Source organism: Pseudomonas agarici (assembly GCF_900109755.1).
Classification (GTDB): Bacteria; Pseudomonadota; Gammaproteobacteria; order Pseudomonadales; family Pseudomonadaceae; genus Aquipseudomonas; species Aquipseudomonas agarici.
Window position 1 is genome coordinate 45,427 of sequence record NZ_FOAR01000016.1, and the last position, 15,712, is coordinate 61,138.

Annotated in this window: 15 protein-coding genes; 4 read left to right on the top strand and 11 right to left on the bottom strand. The window is 59.1% G+C overall.

The window, feature by feature from the left end; all coding sequences use genetic code 11:
- Position 1: 1 nt before the first annotated feature.
- From cyoA to hmpA, 3 genes are all read right to left on the bottom strand, one after another.
- Positions 2–928 carry a ubiquinol oxidase subunit II gene (gene cyoA, locus BMX68_RS15670; RefSeq protein WP_026013251.1) on the bottom strand — a complete coding sequence of 309 codons (927 nt, stop codon included), beginning with the start codon at positions 926–928 and terminating at the stop codon, positions 2–4.
- A 787-nt stretch (positions 929–1,715) separates the two neighbouring features.
- A complete protein-coding gene (locus BMX68_RS15680) occupies positions 1,716–2,225 on the bottom strand; it encodes a disulfide bond formation protein B (RefSeq protein ID WP_017132699.1) in 510 nt (169 codons plus the stop codon).
- A 354-nt stretch (positions 2,226–2,579) separates the two neighbouring features.
- On the bottom strand, positions 2,580–3,761 hold the full coding sequence (gene hmpA, locus BMX68_RS15690; RefSeq protein ID WP_017132697.1) for an NO-inducible flavohemoprotein: 1,182 nt from the start codon (positions 3,759–3,761) through the stop codon (positions 2,580–2,582).
- Between the two features lie 157 nt (positions 3,762–3,918).
- Between hmpA and norR the strand changes: the two genes are divergently transcribed.
- The 4 genes from norR (at position 3,919) to BMX68_RS15710 (ending at position 7,334) form a co-directional block, all read left to right on the top strand.
- Positions 3,919–5,469, top strand: coding sequence for a nitric oxide reductase transcriptional regulator NorR (gene norR, locus BMX68_RS15695; protein WP_017132696.1), 1,551 nt, complete (start codon positions 3,919–3,921; stop codon positions 5,467–5,469).
- A 108-nt stretch (positions 5,470–5,577) separates the two neighbouring features.
- Positions 5,578–6,480 carry a chemotaxis protein CheV gene (locus BMX68_RS15700; protein WP_017132695.1) on the top strand — a complete coding sequence of 301 codons (903 nt, stop codon included), beginning with the start codon at positions 5,578–5,580 and terminating at the stop codon, positions 6,478–6,480.
- A gap of 1 nt (position 6,481) precedes the next feature.
- Positions 6,482–6,973, top strand: coding sequence for a GNAT family N-acetyltransferase (locus tag BMX68_RS15705; protein WP_017132694.1), 492 nt, complete (start codon positions 6,482–6,484; stop codon positions 6,971–6,973).
- 37 nt (positions 6,974–7,010) lie between these two features.
- Positions 7,011–7,334 (top strand): hypothetical protein, encoded by a 324-nt coding sequence (locus BMX68_RS15710; RefSeq protein WP_017132693.1) that lies wholly within the window; start codon positions 7,011–7,013, stop codon positions 7,332–7,334.
- Positions 7,335–7,435: 101 nt separating this feature from the next.
- Here BMX68_RS15710 and BMX68_RS15715 read toward each other — a convergent pair whose 3' ends face one another.
- The 8 genes from BMX68_RS15715 to BMX68_RS25550 form a co-directional block, all read right to left on the bottom strand.
- Positions 7,436–8,614, bottom strand: coding sequence for a transporter substrate-binding domain-containing protein (locus BMX68_RS15715; protein WP_248672843.1), 1,179 nt, complete (start codon positions 8,612–8,614; stop codon positions 7,436–7,438).
- Between the two features lie 171 nt (positions 8,615–8,785).
- Positions 8,786–9,028: a hypothetical protein gene (locus BMX68_RS15720; RefSeq protein WP_017132691.1), complete on the bottom strand. Its 243-nt coding sequence runs from the start codon at positions 9,026–9,028 to the stop codon at positions 8,786–8,788.
- A gap of 87 nt (positions 9,029–9,115) precedes the next feature.
- On the bottom strand, positions 9,116–10,096 hold the full coding sequence (locus tag BMX68_RS15725) for a fimbrial protein (RefSeq protein WP_017132690.1): 981 nt from the start codon (positions 10,094–10,096) through the stop codon (positions 9,116–9,118).
- Complete coding sequence (locus BMX68_RS15730) at positions 10,093–10,872, bottom strand: fimbrial biogenesis chaperone (RefSeq protein WP_017132689.1); 780 nt, start codon at positions 10,870–10,872, stop codon at positions 10,093–10,095. Before BMX68_RS15730 ends, BMX68_RS15725 begins: the two co-directional genes overlap by 4 nt.
- Positions 10,869–13,442: a fimbria/pilus outer membrane usher protein gene (locus BMX68_RS15735; protein WP_081503040.1), complete on the bottom strand. Its 2,574-nt coding sequence runs from the start codon at positions 13,440–13,442 to the stop codon at positions 10,869–10,871. The genes BMX68_RS15730 and BMX68_RS15735 overlap by 4 nt, the downstream gene beginning before the upstream one ends.
- 115 nt (positions 13,443–13,557) lie before the next feature.
- Positions 13,558–14,292: a fimbrial biogenesis chaperone gene (locus tag BMX68_RS15740; protein ID WP_039792679.1), complete on the bottom strand. Its 735-nt coding sequence runs from the start codon at positions 14,290–14,292 to the stop codon at positions 13,558–13,560.
- A 60-nt stretch (positions 14,293–14,352) separates the two neighbouring features.
- Positions 14,353–14,910, bottom strand: a complete 558-nt coding sequence (locus tag BMX68_RS15745) for a fimbrial protein (protein WP_017132686.1) — start codon at positions 14,908–14,910, stop codon at positions 14,353–14,355.
- Positions 14,911–15,322: 412 nt separating this feature from the next.
- The gene (locus BMX68_RS25550) at positions 15,323–15,655 is read right to left on the bottom strand and encodes a type 1 fimbrial protein (RefSeq protein WP_074862351.1); all 333 of its coding nucleotides are present in this window, start codon (positions 15,653–15,655) and stop codon (positions 15,323–15,325) included.
- Between the last annotated feature and the right edge of the window lie 57 nt (positions 15,656–15,712).

The window sequence follows — 15,712 nt, forward strand, 5'->3', positions numbered from 1 at the left end:
TTTACTCCTCTGCCCCGGCAACTGAATGCGAACCTTGTATCGCGGCGACTTCTTTCTTCTCGTGCTCGACCGGCTTGCCTGGTTTCATACCTTCGTACTTGTCGACGATGATCTGGAACAGGTTCGGCGTAACGCTGGAATAGAGCTCGACCGGGTTGTCCTGGCTCGGCTTGGAAAGGTTCGCGTATTCAACTTGTTCAAGCTGTTTAGGTGCCTTCTTGACCTCAGCCACCCAGGCATCGAAATCCGCCTGGCTGGTTGCGGTCGCTTTGAATTTCATACCGGTGAAACCGGCGCCGCTGTAGTTGGCCGAAATCCCCTCGTACTCATGATTCTCATTGGAGATCAGGTGCAGTTTGGTCTGCATACCGGCCATCGCGTAAATCTGACCGCCCAGACCAGGGATGAAAAACGAGTTCATCACGCTGTCGGAGGTGATCTTGAAGTTAACTGGAGTCTTGGCCGGGAACACCAGCTTGTTGACGGTGGCGATGCCTTGTTCCGGGTAAATGAACAGCCACTTCCAGTCCAGGGCAACCACTTCGACGGTGATCGGCTTGACGTCGGATTCCAGCGGACGATAGGGATCCAGGGCGTGGGTCGACTTATAGGTCACGATACCCAAGAACAGGATGATGATCGCCGGAACGGCCCAGACCACGATTTCGATTTTGGTCGAATGGTTCCACTTCGGCGCATAGGTGGCATCCTTGTTCGATGCGCGGTATTTCCAGGCGAAAGCAAAGGTCATCAGAATGACCGGTACCACGACCAACAGCATCAGCAGCGTGGCAGTGATGATCAGGTTACGTTCGTCCAGTGCTACCTGACCTTTCGGGTCGAGCAAGGTCATGTTGCAACCTCCCAGCAACAACGTGCCGAGTAGCGGCAATAAGCCTAGGAATCTGGGGTACCTTGTTTTACTCATCTCACGACCTCTAAAGCAGCTTGCGCAATGCAGTTGGGTTTTGATCGCCAACACTTCACCCTGCCAAGGGTTGGCATTTTTCTTCAATTGACTAAGGGCCTGCCCTTCGCGCTAATCGCTGATCGGCACATCCGGAGCTAGCAGTGAGTTCTTATTCGATTTCGTCGGTCAAAGGCCTTGTGACAGACCAATTCCATTTGGAGCGGATACTTGGAGGTGGTCAGCACCCGGGATCGCATGGCACCGTTGAGCCCCTCGATCGCCCTCGTGCCGTCAAGGATGAGCAGCGCTGGACATTCAGTGCGGCGATTGTAGATATGTCGCGTTTTATAAACCATGTCTCATCCTGAAATATTTTTTATCCGTTCGCGCAACAATCACTCGCCAATTTTACAACGATACCAATCGTATCGCTTTTCATTCGCAACAAAAAGCTCTGATATGCTCGTCTATCGGACAGCTCGATAGGTTCCTGGGGCCATCCAGATGGCCGATCGATGGGCGCTTACCCCCGGTAAATAGGGTCCCTAGCAGATATTGGGTCCCTTGCAAGGAGCGCTATTGGTGACCTGAGGCCCAAAAGCCGACAAGGAGCCCTTGCTGAGAATTGTTGTCAATTGGACAACCGCATCGTCGCCACAAACGCTCTCCGCGACATCGACAACGTGACAATATGTCGCACTTTTTCCGGACCTTTTGTGGCTTCTCATCACCGCCTCGTTACTCGGCACGCAGACACCACAACGCCCCGGCCTTCAGCAAGAAGACCGGGGCGTTTCGCAGAGAATTAGCGGTTTTGTCGACGATTGCGATAAACACCCAGCGGCACCAACACGACGGTCAGGACGAAGGCCACTAACGCCCATTGTGCCAGAGACAAGCCCAAGATCGGCGGGTATGGGGTCTCGCAGAAACCGTCGACCTGGAACCCTAGCGGGAAAAGTTTCGCCAGCGGTAAGCCATCGACGATCGGTTGCAGCACATCGATCCCGCAACTGACTTGCGGAAAGGCTTGGATATAGACATGCCGGCCTGCCACCAGCGTACCGGCCACCGCGCTCAACCACACCAGCACCTCCAGCACCGTGAGACTGCGTGGGGTGCGCATGCCGGCACCGACGAAGGCGAAGATGGCGATGAATAGCAATGCATAGCGTTGCAGGATACACAGTGGACAAGGTGCCTCGCCGAGCACCACCTGCATATAGAGCGCACCGCCGATCAAGGCCAGGCAGATCACCCCGAGCAGGACGAGAAAGCGCCGTTCCCGTCCCAGCCGCATCATTTCGTCATTCATCCCGTGTTCCTTTGACTCGTTATTGGATCAGCTGGAAGACAGCGCCGGCAGCGGCTGCATCAAGCCGAGGTGGTCTTCGACAAGCCGCTTTGGCCGCCATCGGAGCATGGTCGATCCGATCAGTATCCGTAGCCCGCAAGTCTACACGCAGCTCATGATCTTTGAACGTATTGAGTACGCGCCAAAGTGCTCCCGCGCACGTCGCCAGCCACAGAGTTTGCTGTTGGAATCAGCCCTGGAGAATTAACGACAGGCTGATTAAAGGCGGATTAACCGCCGAGGGGGTTTTCGGATTCCGGGAACACCCGGAATCCGAAACGACCGGGGAGCATGATCAATCAAGGGCAAATTAGCTTATTCAAGGGCCGCTGCCGGACCGAAGAATTCATACCGGCTCTGCTTCTCCGGTACGCCCAGCACCTTCAAATGACGCTTGATCGCCCCCATGAAACCCTTGGGCCCGAGGAAGTAGGCATCCAGATCACGCTGCTCTGGCAACCACTCGGCCAACTGTTCCAGGCTCAACAAGCCGACTTTGTGCGCCGCCGGGCTCACGCCGTCATCTTCGTCGTAGCAGTAGAAACACTTGAGCTGCGGATGCTGCTCGGCCAGGCCATCGACCCAGTCACGGAATGCGTGCACGCCACCGTTGCGCGCGCAGTGAATGAAATGTATCGGGCGCTGGGTCACCAATGCCGCTTCTAGCATCGGCAAGGTCGGCGTGATACCGACACCGCCGCTGATCAATACCAACGGTTTGTCGCTGGTGGTCAGGGTGAACTCGCCCGATGGCGGGAACAGGTCCAGGGTCTGGCCGACCGCCAATTGATCGTGCAGGTAGTTCGAAGCTCTACCGCCGGCCTCGCGCTTGACGCTGATACGGTACTGTCCGACTTTTGTCAGCGCCGACAGGGAATAATTGCGGCGCAGCTCTTCACCGTCGACAACCAGCTTCAGGCCAATGTATTGACCCGGCTCGAACGCAAGGATGGCCTGGCCATCCACCGGTTCGAAGTAGAACGAAGTGATTTCCGCGCTCTCCTTGACCTTGGCCGCGACCTTGAACGACCGGCCTCCACGCCAGCCGCCCGGTGCCTGGGCCTTCTCGTCATAGATCGCGGTTTCGGCCCCCATCAGGATATCGGCCAACTGGTTGTAGGCCGCCCCCCAGGCACTCATCACCTCGGGCGTGGCAATCTCGGCGCCCAGCACTTCGTGGATGGCTCGCAGCAGGCACGTACCGACGATGGGGTAATGCTCTGGAAGAATCTGCAACGCAACGTGCTTGTTGATGATCTTCGCGACCAGATCGCCCAACTGATCGAGCTGGTCGATATGCCGAGCGTACATCAGCACGCCATTGGCCAGGGCCCGGGGCTGATCGCCGTTAGCCTGGTGGGCCTGATTGAACAGTGGACGCACTTCTGGATACTCGGACAGCAGCATCTGATAGAAGTGGGTGATCAGTGCTTCTCCACCGCTTTCCAGCAACGGGACAGTCGACTTGACGATGGCACGGTCTTGAACGCTCAGCATGGGATCAACTCCTGGGGTTTGAGGCTTCGCCTGAATTGACTTTGACTATTCACACTCCATGCCAAGTAATAAAACATTAAAAATCAATAGGTTAAAATAACCTTAGTCAAAATAACTACAATCATTCTATAGTCAGTCTGACACCATCGGAGTCAATATGACTGCAAAATCCCTGCTGACTACCCTGCTGCCGCTGGTATCGGATCTCTCGCGGGAACTGCCCGAAAACGAACGTTATCGACGCTTGCTCGAAGCCATGCGCGCCCTACTGCCTTGTGACGCCGCCGCGCTGCTGCGCCTGGACGGCGAGTGGTTGGTGCCGCTGGCCGTCGATGGCTTGAGTACCGATACTCTCGGTCGCCGCTTCAAAGTCAGCGAGCATCCGCGCTTCCAGATCCTGCTCGGCAGCCACGGGCCAACCCGTTTCGAAGGCAAGAGTGAATTGCCGGACCCTTATGATGGCCTGGTAGATGGCCTGACCAAACACCTGGAGGTCCATGATTGTCTGGGTTGCCCGCTGTTTATCGACGAGCGGCCCTGGGGCTTGCTGACCCTCGATGCCCTAGACCCGGAACGCTTCGAGCCGATCGAACTGGATGCACTACAGGCCTTCGCCAGCCTGGCGGCGGCCACGGTCAGCGCCGCCGAACGCATCGAGCGCCTGGCTTTACGCGCTGAGAACGAGCATCAGCGCGCCGAACTCTATCGCCAGGCCAGCAACCCGCAGAATCGCGAGATGATCGGCCAGAGCAAAGCCCACAAACGCCTGGTGGAAGAGATCAACCTGGTGGGTGGCACTCACCTGACAGCGCTGATCACAGGTGAAACTGGAGTCGGCAAGGAGCTGGTGGCCCAGGCGATCCATGCCGCCTCGCCGCGTGCGGAAAAGCCTATCATCAGTCTCAACTGCGCAGCCCTGCCCGATACCCTGGTGGAGAGCGAGTTGTTCGGTCACGTGCGCGGCGCCTTCACCGGGGCCGTGAACGATCGACGTGGCAAGTTCGAGCTGGCCAATGGCGGTACCCTGTTTCTCGACGAGGTGGGCGAGCTCTCGCTGAGCGTCCAGGCCAAGCTGCTGCGAGTATTACAAAGCGGTCAGTTGCAGCGATTGGGCTCGGACCGGGAACATCAGGTGGACGTGCGGCTGATCGCCGCCACCAACCGTGACCTGGCCGAAGAAGTGCGCGGCGGACGCTATCGGGCGGATTTCTATCACCGCCTGAGCGTCTACCCGCTGCGCGTACCCGCATTGCGTGAACGCGGGCACGACGTCTTGCTGCTGAGCGGCTTTTTCCTTGAGCAAAACCGCTCGCGCATGGGCCTGGGTAGTTTACGCCTGAGCCCCGATGCCCACGCGGCGCTGCTGGCGTACCACTGGCCGGGCAACGTCCGTGAACTCGAACACCTGATCGGCCGTAGTGCCTTGAAGGCCCTGGGCAATTGCCGGGAGCGGCCGAAGATTCTCACATTGAGCGCTACCGACCTGGATTTGCCGACGGTGACAACTCAAGCCTCGGCGGTGCAGGCCTGCGCCCCGCCGAACTTGGAAACCGGGGTCGATCTACGCCTGGCCACGGAGCACTACCAGCGACAACTGATCAGCAATTGCCTGGAAAAACACCAAAACAACTGGGCCAGCGCAGCTAGGGAGCTCGGCCTGGACCGAGCGAACCTGGGACGGATGGCCAAACGCCTGGGCTTGAAGTGACAAAAAAGCCACCCTGGCTGGCAACAACCTCCAAGATATTCACCTAAAGCCCGCCCGGCTCAGGTCGATAACCCGTCTTGAAGCAGCTTTTTCCAACAGAAGGTTTTTATGTCCTCCAACAAAGCCCGCGCAGACTCACTGTCACTTCTGCTCTTTACCTTGCGCAGCGGCAAGCTGATGGCAATCAACCTGCTAAAAGTCAGCGAAATCATTCCCTGCCCGCCGCTGACCAAACTGCCCGAATCTCACCCCCATGTAAAAGGCATCGCCACCCTTCGCGGAACCTCGCTGTCGGTGATCGACCTGAGCCGTGCCATCGGTGAACGTCCACTGGTGGACCCCGACGGCGGCTGCTTGATCGTCACCGATGTCAGCCGCTCCAAGCAGGGTCTGCATGTCCAGGCCGTGAGCAAGATCGTCCATTGCCTGACCACCGATATCCGCCCGCCGCCCTTCGGCTCCGGCGGTATACGCTCCTTTATCACCGGGGTGACCCAGGTCGATGGCACGCTGGTGCAGGTGTTGGATATCGAAAAGGTCATCCATGTCATCGCCCCGGCGCAAATCGAAGTCGCACCGACCGAATTGACCATGGAAGAAGCGCAAATCCTCGGCCACGCGCGCATCCTGGTGGTCGATGACAGCCAAGTGGCCTTGCAGCAATCGGTACACACCCTGCGCAATCTCGGCCTGACCTGCCATACCGCCCGTAGCGCCAAGGACGCCATCGGCTGCCTGTTGGACCTGCAAGGCACCGCTGGACAGATCAACGTAGTGGTCTCGGATATCGAGATGTCGGAGATGGACGGCTACGCCTTTACCCGCACCGTTCGCCAAACCCCGGACTTCCAGGACCTCTACATTCTTCTGCACACCTCCCTGGACAGTACCATGAACAGCGAGAAGGCACGCCTGGCCGGAGCCAACGCAGTGCTGACCAAGTTCTCTTCACCGGAACTGACCAAATGCCTGATCCAGGCGGCCAGGACCGTGGCCACTCAAGGTATCTGAGATGCCCGACCGCCACTGCCTATTGTTGCGCAAGGACCTCGAGGATTTGCTGGAGATGCCGCAATGGCCATCCGGGATTCGACCGGGCGTGCTGCGGGCGGATCTGATGAGGGCCGTCCACGACCTGATGGTACAGGGCTATCGGGACGATGGTGTGTATGTCGCGGACTTCGCCAGTTGGCGCGAACGCTTCACCAAGGATGCCGAATTCGATCCTGCGCTGTGCCTGATTGCCGTGGACGACCACGGCCTGGCAGGTGTCGCCCAGTGCTGGACCAGTGCTTACATCAAGGATCTAGTCATCCATCCACGCCGTCGTGGCCAGGGCTTGGGCCTGGCGTTGTTGCGCCATGCCTTCCAGGTCTTCGCGTCACGGGGCGAAGCCTTCGTCGATCTCAAGGTCATGGAAAACAATCTACCCGCCCGGCGCTTATACGACCGGGCCGGCATGCGCTTTATCCAGCGCTATGAAGTCAGCCCGGCTCGGGCATAATCTGCTTTTTGCCGTAAACACCGACAGGAGACCCACCATGAAAACCTTCTCCCTGATCTTCATCAGCCTCGCCGCACTGGCAAGCCAGGCCCAGGCATCCAGTGCCGATGCCTGGATTGCCTACGACAAGGCCGTGCTCGCCAGTTGCACCAAGGCCAGCAGTCTCAAGGGTGTGAAGCTGGTGGGCAAGCCGGCACAATTCGATGATCAGGTCGGCTACACCGCCATGCTGCTGCATGGTCTCTATCCGCAGGCTCATATGAAAAACCAGCCAGGGACTGAACTGTGCCTGTATAACAAGAAGAGCAAGAGCGCCGCCGTGACCGAGTGGGACTCGGTGATGCCGACACGCAGTTACTGAGGAGTCGGCGCGTCACTCGCCTCGACCGGCCCACGCCACGCCGTGGGCCGGTCGAGGCGGTACAGATCCTCCCGTGCCGCTGACCTGGATCTTGAGCAGGTTCAGGGTCCAACGTAAGCTAGGCACTCGACTTCGACCCTGGCCTTATCCAGCAAGCCACCTGCCTGAAACGTGGTGCGAGCAGGAAGGCGATCGGCAGGAAAATGCTGAACATAGACCTCGTTCATGTCGGCAAAGTCCTTGATGTCCGCCAGAATCACCGTGCATTTAGCCACCTGCGCCATGGTGCTGCCGTTACGCGCCAGCTCTTGCGCGATCAGGTGCATGGCCTGCTGCATTTCCCCCCGTATTCCGCCAGGAACCAGTTTGCCGTTGCCGTTCGAGCCCAACACACCCGAGAGATAGAGCATTTCTCCCACCCGTACAGCCTTGGAAAACGGCATGCCCCGAGCCGCCGGAATAAACTGCATGGGTTCGGCTGCCATCGCAGCGGCAGATGGCAGGTAACGCGCCACGATAGCCTGGTAACGGCCACTGGCTTTGAGGGACTTCAGCGCCTGGTTCAATCTATCGCGCAGCTCGGTATCAGCTTGGCGAACCCCCATCGACACACCGCCGCCCAATCGTGGGTCGACAATCGGCGGCCCGGCAAAATCAAAACCGCCACCTTGCGGTGTCTTGAGCAGCGCTTCGCTGATTTCGATAGAGTCCTGTAGCGTCGCGTCGATCTCGCCGGCCAACAGGGCGGCGATCAATTCGCTGTTGAGTGCATAGCGGTGGATCTCAACGCCCTTTGACGCCCATTCGGCGTTGGCGAAGTCCTCGCGAACCGTGCCCGCCAATACCCCGACACGTTTGCCTTCGAGCCGTTCGGCGGTGGGTCCGAGCCCGTCTCCCTGGCGGCTGACCAAGCGACTCTGGAGTGGATACATCGGCTCGGTGAAGTCGATGAGCTGGCGTCGTTGCGCCGTCGCGGTCATGGGCATGATTGCGTCGAAACGCTTTTCCCGCAGGGCCGATATCATGCCCGCATAATCCTGGTCGATCCATTCGCACTGGGCCTTGAGCTCGGCACAGAGCGCCTCACCCAACTCGATGTTCAAACCGACCAACTGCCCCTGTGCATCACGACTTTCAAAAGGCGGAACCAACGCCTCGACACCAAAGCGAAGGGTCTCTTGCTGTTTGTCCCAAGCGCTGGCACAGGGTGAAACGCTCACCATCGCCACCGCCAGACAGGCCATTCCACATACCGTGGTCAATCTCTTGCCTTGTTCCATATGCTTCTTCCCTTTTTATAGCAGGAACGTCCGCCCAGACAGGCTCGAAGGCACATAGCGCCTCAGCCTGAAATAGACGGACAGGACAAGAGAGTTTCTCTACAGTAGTAGCAATACCTCTACCTGAAAGAGCTGTCTTTCATGTAAGAAAAAACTGGAAATGTCGAGGACTCAGCGCTTGCCCATGGATCGACGGGTGCCATTCGGAGCGCGGCCCGGTCTCTCGTGGTGTCCGTCCTTGCCACCTTTTTGGTACCAGGTCTGGCCGCTTTTTTTTGCCGCAGCGAACTCAGCCGGATTGAACGGAAAACTGAAGGCCGGGATAGCCGTTTTTTCACCGACCGCAAGCTCAGCCTCAACCACAGGCTCTGCATCCGGGTTGGCACAAACGGACGGTTGTTCGGGGGGCGTCATGGGAACTCCGAAAAAAAAGCGGGACGGATCAGGTCGAACCGAAGGGTTGCAGTATACCTTCGAGCGCACTGTCCGCGCCGCCAACGGTCATTTATAGAACAAATCAACCACCACCCCAGCCGAGAACGGCCCGGCCTTGGGCTGGTCGCTGTTCCACAACAGTTCGGCGTCGAACTGAGTCATCGCCACCTGGGTGTCGCCCAGCAGCTCGGCCAGGTGGAAGGAGCGATTGTAGGGGATCACCGTGCCGCCCGCCCTGACAATGCGAATGCCAACGCCGTCATTGCCGTTGGGAATCAGCAACTCGCCGACCAAGCTGCCCGATACCGGCTTGAGCCGTGCGTCCAGGCTGAAGGCGCTGTCGCAGGTACGACTGGTGTGCAAGGCGAACGCTCGCCGCTCGGCCACCTGCCCGACCACCACGTTCTGGATGGCGATCCGGCCGAAATCGACGGTGTCGGGAATGACCTGCAATTGGGCATCACAGGCCACAAAGCGCAGGCCGCCGAGATTGTTGATCACATAATTGAGCGAGTCGCCAGCGTTGCCCGGTCCACTGCTGCCGTCGAGCTGGAACAACCGGTAATCCTGCAACCGGCTGGCTACCCCCGAAGGCGGTGTCGGCCCGAACTTCTCGATAAACACCGAAAAGCCCAGGTTGAAGCTCAACGAACTACAGGAATGCGCATCCACACAGGCCGGCACGCTACGGCCAGTAGCGATGCGAGCGCTGCTCTGGCGGTGGTCGATCCCGTCATGGCTCAAGCCGACACGAATTCCCTCGCCAACCACCTGATGAGCTGGATTGAGGTGGATATAGACCTCCTCCTGAGGCCCCGGCAGGCCAGCCCTGCCACAGTCGACCGCCAAGTTGATCGGCTCCGAACGCCAGACCACTGTGCCATTGGGGGCCGAGGCGGGAATCGCCACGGTGCTGCCCAGGTCGGCGCTGGCAATCCGCGCGCCGTTGCCTTGCAAGGTACAGGTGAGGGCAAAACAACTGGCCGGGCTCAGCAGTCCGAGCAGCAACAAGGGGTGCAGCCACGCGAGGTAGGGCGTCTTGGTCATGGGGAAGTCCATTCTGCAGAGGAGGAAGCGTCGCCCACCAGCGACGCGCTGAAAGGGTTGTCGAAATCGAAGCGGGCCGTGTAGGTTCGCTGACCACCGTAATCGGTCAGGGCGTTGAATCGCAGCCAATACCCGCCGCTCGCCCGCTCATGGTTTGTCACCACGAGTTCACGTTGTTCTCCCGGAGGTACCAGCAGGTCGTCGCCCAGTGGCAGACTGCCTTGTTTATCGGCCAGCTCGAGGCGCAACAACGCCGCATGAAAGACCGTCGGGTTCGCCACCTTCAGCCGCGGTCTCCCCCCGGCATCCGCTTCCACGACCCAACGCAAGCGCTCAGGTGTGAGCGCCGGATCACCCACCAGTCCCGGTGGGCGAAACAACACGTTGATCCGCTGACGAATGGCAATGCTCAGTTGACTGTCACCAGGACGCAGCCGAGGGATTTCCATCACATAGAGGTGCAGCAGCGACTCATGGCCCGTGGGCATTCCTCGTCCCTCATACATCAGCCGCAAGGCTTGCCGACCGTCGGGCGCCAGCCGCGAAATCGGTGGCGTCAGCACAAAGGGCAGATCGCCGGAGCGAGGCTCGGAGCCTTCCGGCGCCTGCAACCAGGCTTGCAGTAGGACCTCCTGACGATCCCGGTTGCGGGCCTCAAGGCTCACCTCGGTAAAACGCCCGTCAAACACCAGACGCGTGTCGCTCAGGGACACGGCTGCCTGCACCGGCCCCGCAGCAACGCTCAACGCCAGGAGCAATGTCTGTAAAAGCTTCATCGGCAAACCTCCTTGATCCGGTCATAGGTCAACTGCGGATCCCGCGGCGGCAGGCGGAAATGCAACTGACAGCTCTGCCCAGACCATTTCACCTGCAACGTCCCCTCCTCCCGATCACTGAGCACCAGTGCCCGGCTGGTGGGGTCCACCACCGCCAGTTGCTTGCCGTCGGCATCCTGGACGCTGGCCCCCAGTGGCAACGCGCTGCCATCGGTCCGGCTCAGTTCGAACTGCACCCGGCGACCGGCACTGGCGTTGAAGCGCACATGGGTCGAAGAACCACGACGCGGCACCACCTGGGCGATAGCGTTCTCCACTTCCACGTCCGCACCCAGGTCACGAGTATCCAGGCTGATCCAATTGGCCCGGTAAGGCTGGGTATAAGGCAGCACGGCATAGCCGTTGCCCGCCGTTTTCACCTCGCTGAAGTTATTCAACCGTGCCCCACCAACACCGGGCACCTCCACCAGCGCGAAGCTATCACCCAACGATTGACCCAAGTTCACCCCACCGGCGTGGGCGACCAGCGATCCACGGGCACCGATGTTCCAGCTATTGAAGTCCTGGCCATGGCTGTAGCCAGCCTCGAAGCGCCCGACGGAGGTAGTTGCATTGACACTGGCGGAACCGGCACGAGCGCCAGAGCCGTCATTGCCGGCCAGCACCGAGTAGAATGCTTGCTGATCCAGGATGCGCCCGGTCAAGCCAGCCATAACACTGGAGTCACCCTGGTTGTCGCGTACCGCCGTCAGTGAGGCACGGGTCGAACGCTCATGACGCCCCAAAGGCAGCGACAGCGTCAGGGTGAACTGATGGTCGGTTCCGACCCGGCCATAGACGTCCATCGCCCGGGTCCGATCCACCGACAGGCTATAGCTGAGGTCCCGCCAGTACCCGCCATAGGTGGCGTTGAACTGCCGGGACTTACCCGGCAAGTTCCAGAAGCGCTGCTCAAGGGCGGTAAAGCTCAAAGTCCCCGCCGCCACGGGCTGGCTGAGGGTGATATCGAAACGGTCGCGAGCCCGACCGATCTGGCTCTGTGCCAGATTGCTGCGCTCATCCACATGCTGGTTAAAGCTGCGGTAGTGCTCGCTGGAGTAGCGATAGCCTGCCAACGCGAAGGTGGTCCGCGTGGCACTCAAGGTATTGGCATAGCGCAGGCGCATGCTCTGTCCGCCGATATCGGTGGTGGCTTGGCGGCTGAGCGAATGGGTCAAATCCGCCGAGACTGCACCCAGGCCGGTATTGACTCCGAACCCGAGGTTGCTAGCCCGAAAGTTCTCGGCCAATTGGACGCCACCGTAGCCAGTGATCAGTTCGCTCAGCCCGTAGATCAGCGTGGTGCTGGCAAAACCCGGACTCTGGTCCCGATCATCGTTGCTGTCGTATTGCCCGGCCTCGACGCTGTAGCTGAAGGTGCCTTTGGGCAGCATCAACGGCAGCGAGGCGAACGCCTGGATAAAGGTTCGGATGCGACCATCCGCCTCGATCACCGTCACCAGCAGGTCACCGTTGGAGCCGCTGGGATAGAAGTCACTGATCTCGAACGGCCCGGGCGGTACATTGGAGCTGTACAGCAAGTAACCGTTCTGGCGAACCTCCACCGTGGCATTGCTTTCCGCCACGCCACGAATGGTCGGCGCATAGACCCGCTCACTGTCGGGCAGCATGCCGTCGTCCGAGGCCACCTGTGCGCCGCGAAAACGGATACTTTCGAACACCCGCGAATCGCTGTAGGTCTCACCGAGAGTCAGTTGACCTTTCCAGGCGGTCAGGTCGCGCTGGGCATAGGTCTGGTTGCTGGTGAAACGTGAGGATTGCCGGTCTGAGTGCACCAGCGAGGATTCATTGCGCAAACGCCAGGCGCCGAGATTCAAGCCATTGCGCAAGCCCAGGTAATAGCTGTCGCTTTTCTGGCGATCGATCTCGCGGCGATTGCCGCTGAAGCTGTAGCTGATAAAGGCGCTGGCGACTCCCTGGTCCCACAGCTCCGGTGCCAGGTAGCCACGGGCGCTACGGCGTAACGCGATCTGCGGCACGCTGAGGTTGAGCGCCAGGGTATTGGGTTGGTAGTCGACACTGGCCTGCTCCAGCTTGCCGAGGTCGAAACAGTATTCCAGGGCAGCTTCGGCTGGCCGGTGCGCCAAGGCCTGGAGACGCTCGGGATCAAGCCCGAGGTCCTGCAGCAGTGCCAGGGTCAGGCACGGTTCCACGCGACCGCTGGTCGCGTCACGGCTGAACTGCACATCGCGGCGGGCACTGAGTACGCGGTTCAGGTAGATGTCCACCCGATAGAGGCCGGGCAAGACGTTGTTGCCCTCCAGGAATGCCTTGATATCCGCAGGCTGCTCGCCACCATGGATAAAGGCGGTATTGAACCTGACCGGTTCGCCGACCGCCGCCAAAGCGAGCGGGTCCGCAAGAGTCAGGTCAGGTATCAACAAGCACAGGCCCAGGGGAACAAGCGCCGGATGGTTCACGTTCCGCAACAGAGGGCGTGTCGCGACCTCCTTTTTTCCACGACACGATGACACCAGAACCTCCTTTGTTCTTCGATAAAGCCAGTCCATTTGCAACCTTCACTGAATGTTTCAAGGTATTTGTTAAAGGCGAACGCCTTCGCGCACGAACTCTTACAAGAGTGCGACGAGCTTGAAAATGAGAGAGATGTCCGGTGCGCGTAAGCTAATGCTCGACCCACAAGGCCTGGCCAGTTTTCCAGTTGTGGCTGGAAAGCTGATAAGGCACCACTGCACCATGGTCATTAATGCTTTTGAAACTCAGTCGCGCCTGCTGCTCCGCCAGGGGAGCAGGCAAGTCGAACACTTGCGCCTGTCCGGGCGCCAGCATCGCGCTCTTGCGGTGTATCAGCCGGGTCGCGGCGCCGAACAACTCGATGTCCACCAAAGTGACGTGATACGGCCCAGGATTGCGCACCGCCAAGGTGCCATCGGGTTTGAGCTGCCAGTGCAGTTGGCCGGGTGCCTGGTCCGGGTCGGCCATCAGTTGCTGAGGGCGGTAAAACAGCTTGATCCGTTGGCGAATACCGATCTGCAGCACATTCTCTTGCTCGCTGGTCTGTGGTATTTCTTGGACATTCAGCCAGAACAGCGATTCCCGATCGGTCGGCATCTCGACACCCGAGTGAATGATCCGTACCGTTTGCCGCCCGCCCCCGGATAGCGGCACCAGGGGTGGAATAACAGCAAAGGGCAACGCCCCAGTTGCAGGGTCCTCGGCCTCCAGCCAGGACTGCAACAAGATCGTCGAGCGGTTATTGTTCAGGACGCTGAGCACAGCCTCCTTGTGCTGCGCCGGATAGATCAGGCGTGTGGTATTGAGCATTATCCCCGCTTGCGCATGGAGCCCTGTCCACACGACCAGCGCCATGCCGATCATCGACGTTATCAACTTGCACATGTTGCGACCTATCTAATCCGATAAGAAACGGAGCTTTTCAGCTCCGCTCAAGACAAACACTTAGTTGTAGGTCAGCACGAAAGGCACCGTACCGGTGGCCGCACCCGGCACCGTGGGCACACCGTTCTTCACGAACACCGCCCGCAGCGCGAGGGTGCCGCTGGAGCCGCTGCCACTGGGTTGGAGAACACCGTCGATAGTATCGGTAGGGTCCTGGATATTCAGAAAGTCATCGTTTTCCCGGCGTACTAGGCCGATCCCCACCCCATGGGCCGCACCGGAAGTGGTCAGCAGATAGGGGTCGTTCTCGTCGACCTGGGCCGGACGGAATGACATGTGCACGGTGTTTTCCGCGGCCGGTTGCAGGCAGGTCACCAGCAAGTCAATGTCCTTGGCCGTGCCCAGGCGCGATTCAGTGCGATTGCCGATATCGGCAAAGGAAACACGCCCGAGGTCGACAGGAATATTGTCGGCGGACCCGCCCCCAGACGACACGTCACAACTGGTGTTGGTCAGCGCGCCGGTAAAGTTCAGCGTGCCTCCGTTAGCCGCGTGGGCAGAGCCTGCCACACCGAGGACAGCACCTAATAACGCCAACGTTAGAGAAATCTTCTTCATACGAACACAATCCTTCGAGTTAATCGTTTGTACCCATCACTCTGGGTGGCGGCCAATATAGTCGTGGTTCTTGAATCAAACTATCGGACCGAGCCTTATTTAGGCAGCCGATTTAACGCGAAAACAGGACATCTACCTCCGTCAGAGAAACATGTCATTCGACGGACACAGAAAAGTGACCAAAACAGTGTTTAAGATTAAAAACAAAACAATGAAAATCGTTAAAGTTAAACACTCATCAGATGCTCTCCCCGAAATACTAAAAGGCAGTTTTAATTATACCGATCAATAACTTGAACACGCTGAACGGCAGCGTATCGACACAGAGCCAACTGGACGCCGGATATTTCAGGGAGCGCCGCCCGACTGTATACAGCCCAGGCGGTGCTTAGGCTTGACCACACGTACAGCTCTATAGGTACGTGATCACCACAATGCCCTTGGGAGAGACCGTGGTGGTGCTGGAAGCCCCATTCGACAACGGTTGATAATGCGCATCAAAAGGCCGTGCGCCGCCGCTGCAGGCATTGTCCGTAGTGTCGACCGACACCACGACACCGGGCGCCAGCCGGATGCGTTGGGAGACACCCTGGGTATATACCGAACCCGATGAAGACACTTCGCAGGCGGCCTCGACGACTTGTCCGCTAAAACGAATCTGCCCAGTATTTAGCGTTGCCGTCTGCACACTGGAACAAACCCCCATCAACAACAAGACACTGCACATCGGTAGCGTGTATTTCATATCAAGTACTCCCAAACCATGGGGAACCCCTTATCAAGTAAAGCTCACCTCAAAGCC

Excerpts from the sequence above, each read along its gene's own strand:
- BMX68_RS15735 (WP_081503040.1), bottom strand. The coding sequence starts at position 13,442 with ATGGACTGGCTTTATCGAAGAACAAAGGAGGTTCTGGTGTCATCGTGT.
- BMX68_RS15700 (WP_017132695.1), top strand. The coding sequence starts at position 5,578 with ATGTCCTCCAACAAAGCCCGCGCAGACTCACTGTCACTTCTGCTCTTT.
- BMX68_RS15705 (WP_017132694.1), top strand. The coding sequence starts at position 6,482 with ATGCCCGACCGCCACTGCCTATTGTTGCGCAAGGACCTCGAGGATTTG.
- cyoA (WP_026013251.1), bottom strand. The coding sequence starts at position 928 with ATGAGTAAAACAAGGTACCCCAGATTCCTAGGCTTATTGCCGCTACTC.
- BMX68_RS15740 (WP_039792679.1), bottom strand. The coding sequence starts at position 14,292 with ATGTGCAAGTTGATAACGTCGATGATCGGCATGGCGCTGGTCGTGTGG.
- BMX68_RS15715 (WP_248672843.1), bottom strand. The coding sequence starts at position 8,614 with ATGGAACAAGGCAAGAGATTGACCACGGTATGTGGAATGGCCTGTCTG.
- BMX68_RS15720 (WP_017132691.1), bottom strand. The coding sequence starts at position 9,028 with ATGACGCCCCCCGAACAACCGTCCGTTTGTGCCAACCCGGATGCAGAG.
- BMX68_RS15745 (WP_017132686.1), bottom strand. The coding sequence starts at position 14,910 with ATGAAGAAGATTTCTCTAACGTTGGCGTTATTAGGTGCTGTCCTCGGT.
- BMX68_RS15710 (WP_017132693.1), top strand. The coding sequence starts at position 7,011 with ATGAAAACCTTCTCCCTGATCTTCATCAGCCTCGCCGCACTGGCAAGC.
- BMX68_RS15680 (WP_017132699.1), bottom strand. The coding sequence starts at position 2,225 with ATGAATGACGAAATGATGCGGCTGGGACGGGAACGGCGCTTTCTCGTC.
- hmpA (WP_017132697.1), bottom strand. The coding sequence starts at position 3,761 with ATGCTGAGCGTTCAAGACCGTGCCATCGTCAAGTCGACTGTCCCGTTG.
- BMX68_RS15730 (WP_017132689.1), bottom strand. The coding sequence starts at position 10,872 with ATGAAGCTTTTACAGACATTGCTCCTGGCGTTGAGCGTTGCTGCGGGG.
- BMX68_RS15725 (WP_017132690.1), bottom strand. The coding sequence starts at position 10,096 with ATGACCAAGACGCCCTACCTCGCGTGGCTGCACCCCTTGTTGCTGCTC.
- BMX68_RS25550 (WP_074862351.1), bottom strand. The coding sequence starts at position 15,655 with ATGAAATACACGCTACCGATGTGCAGTGTCTTGTTGTTGATGGGGGTT.
- norR (WP_017132696.1), top strand. The coding sequence starts at position 3,919 with ATGACTGCAAAATCCCTGCTGACTACCCTGCTGCCGCTGGTATCGGAT.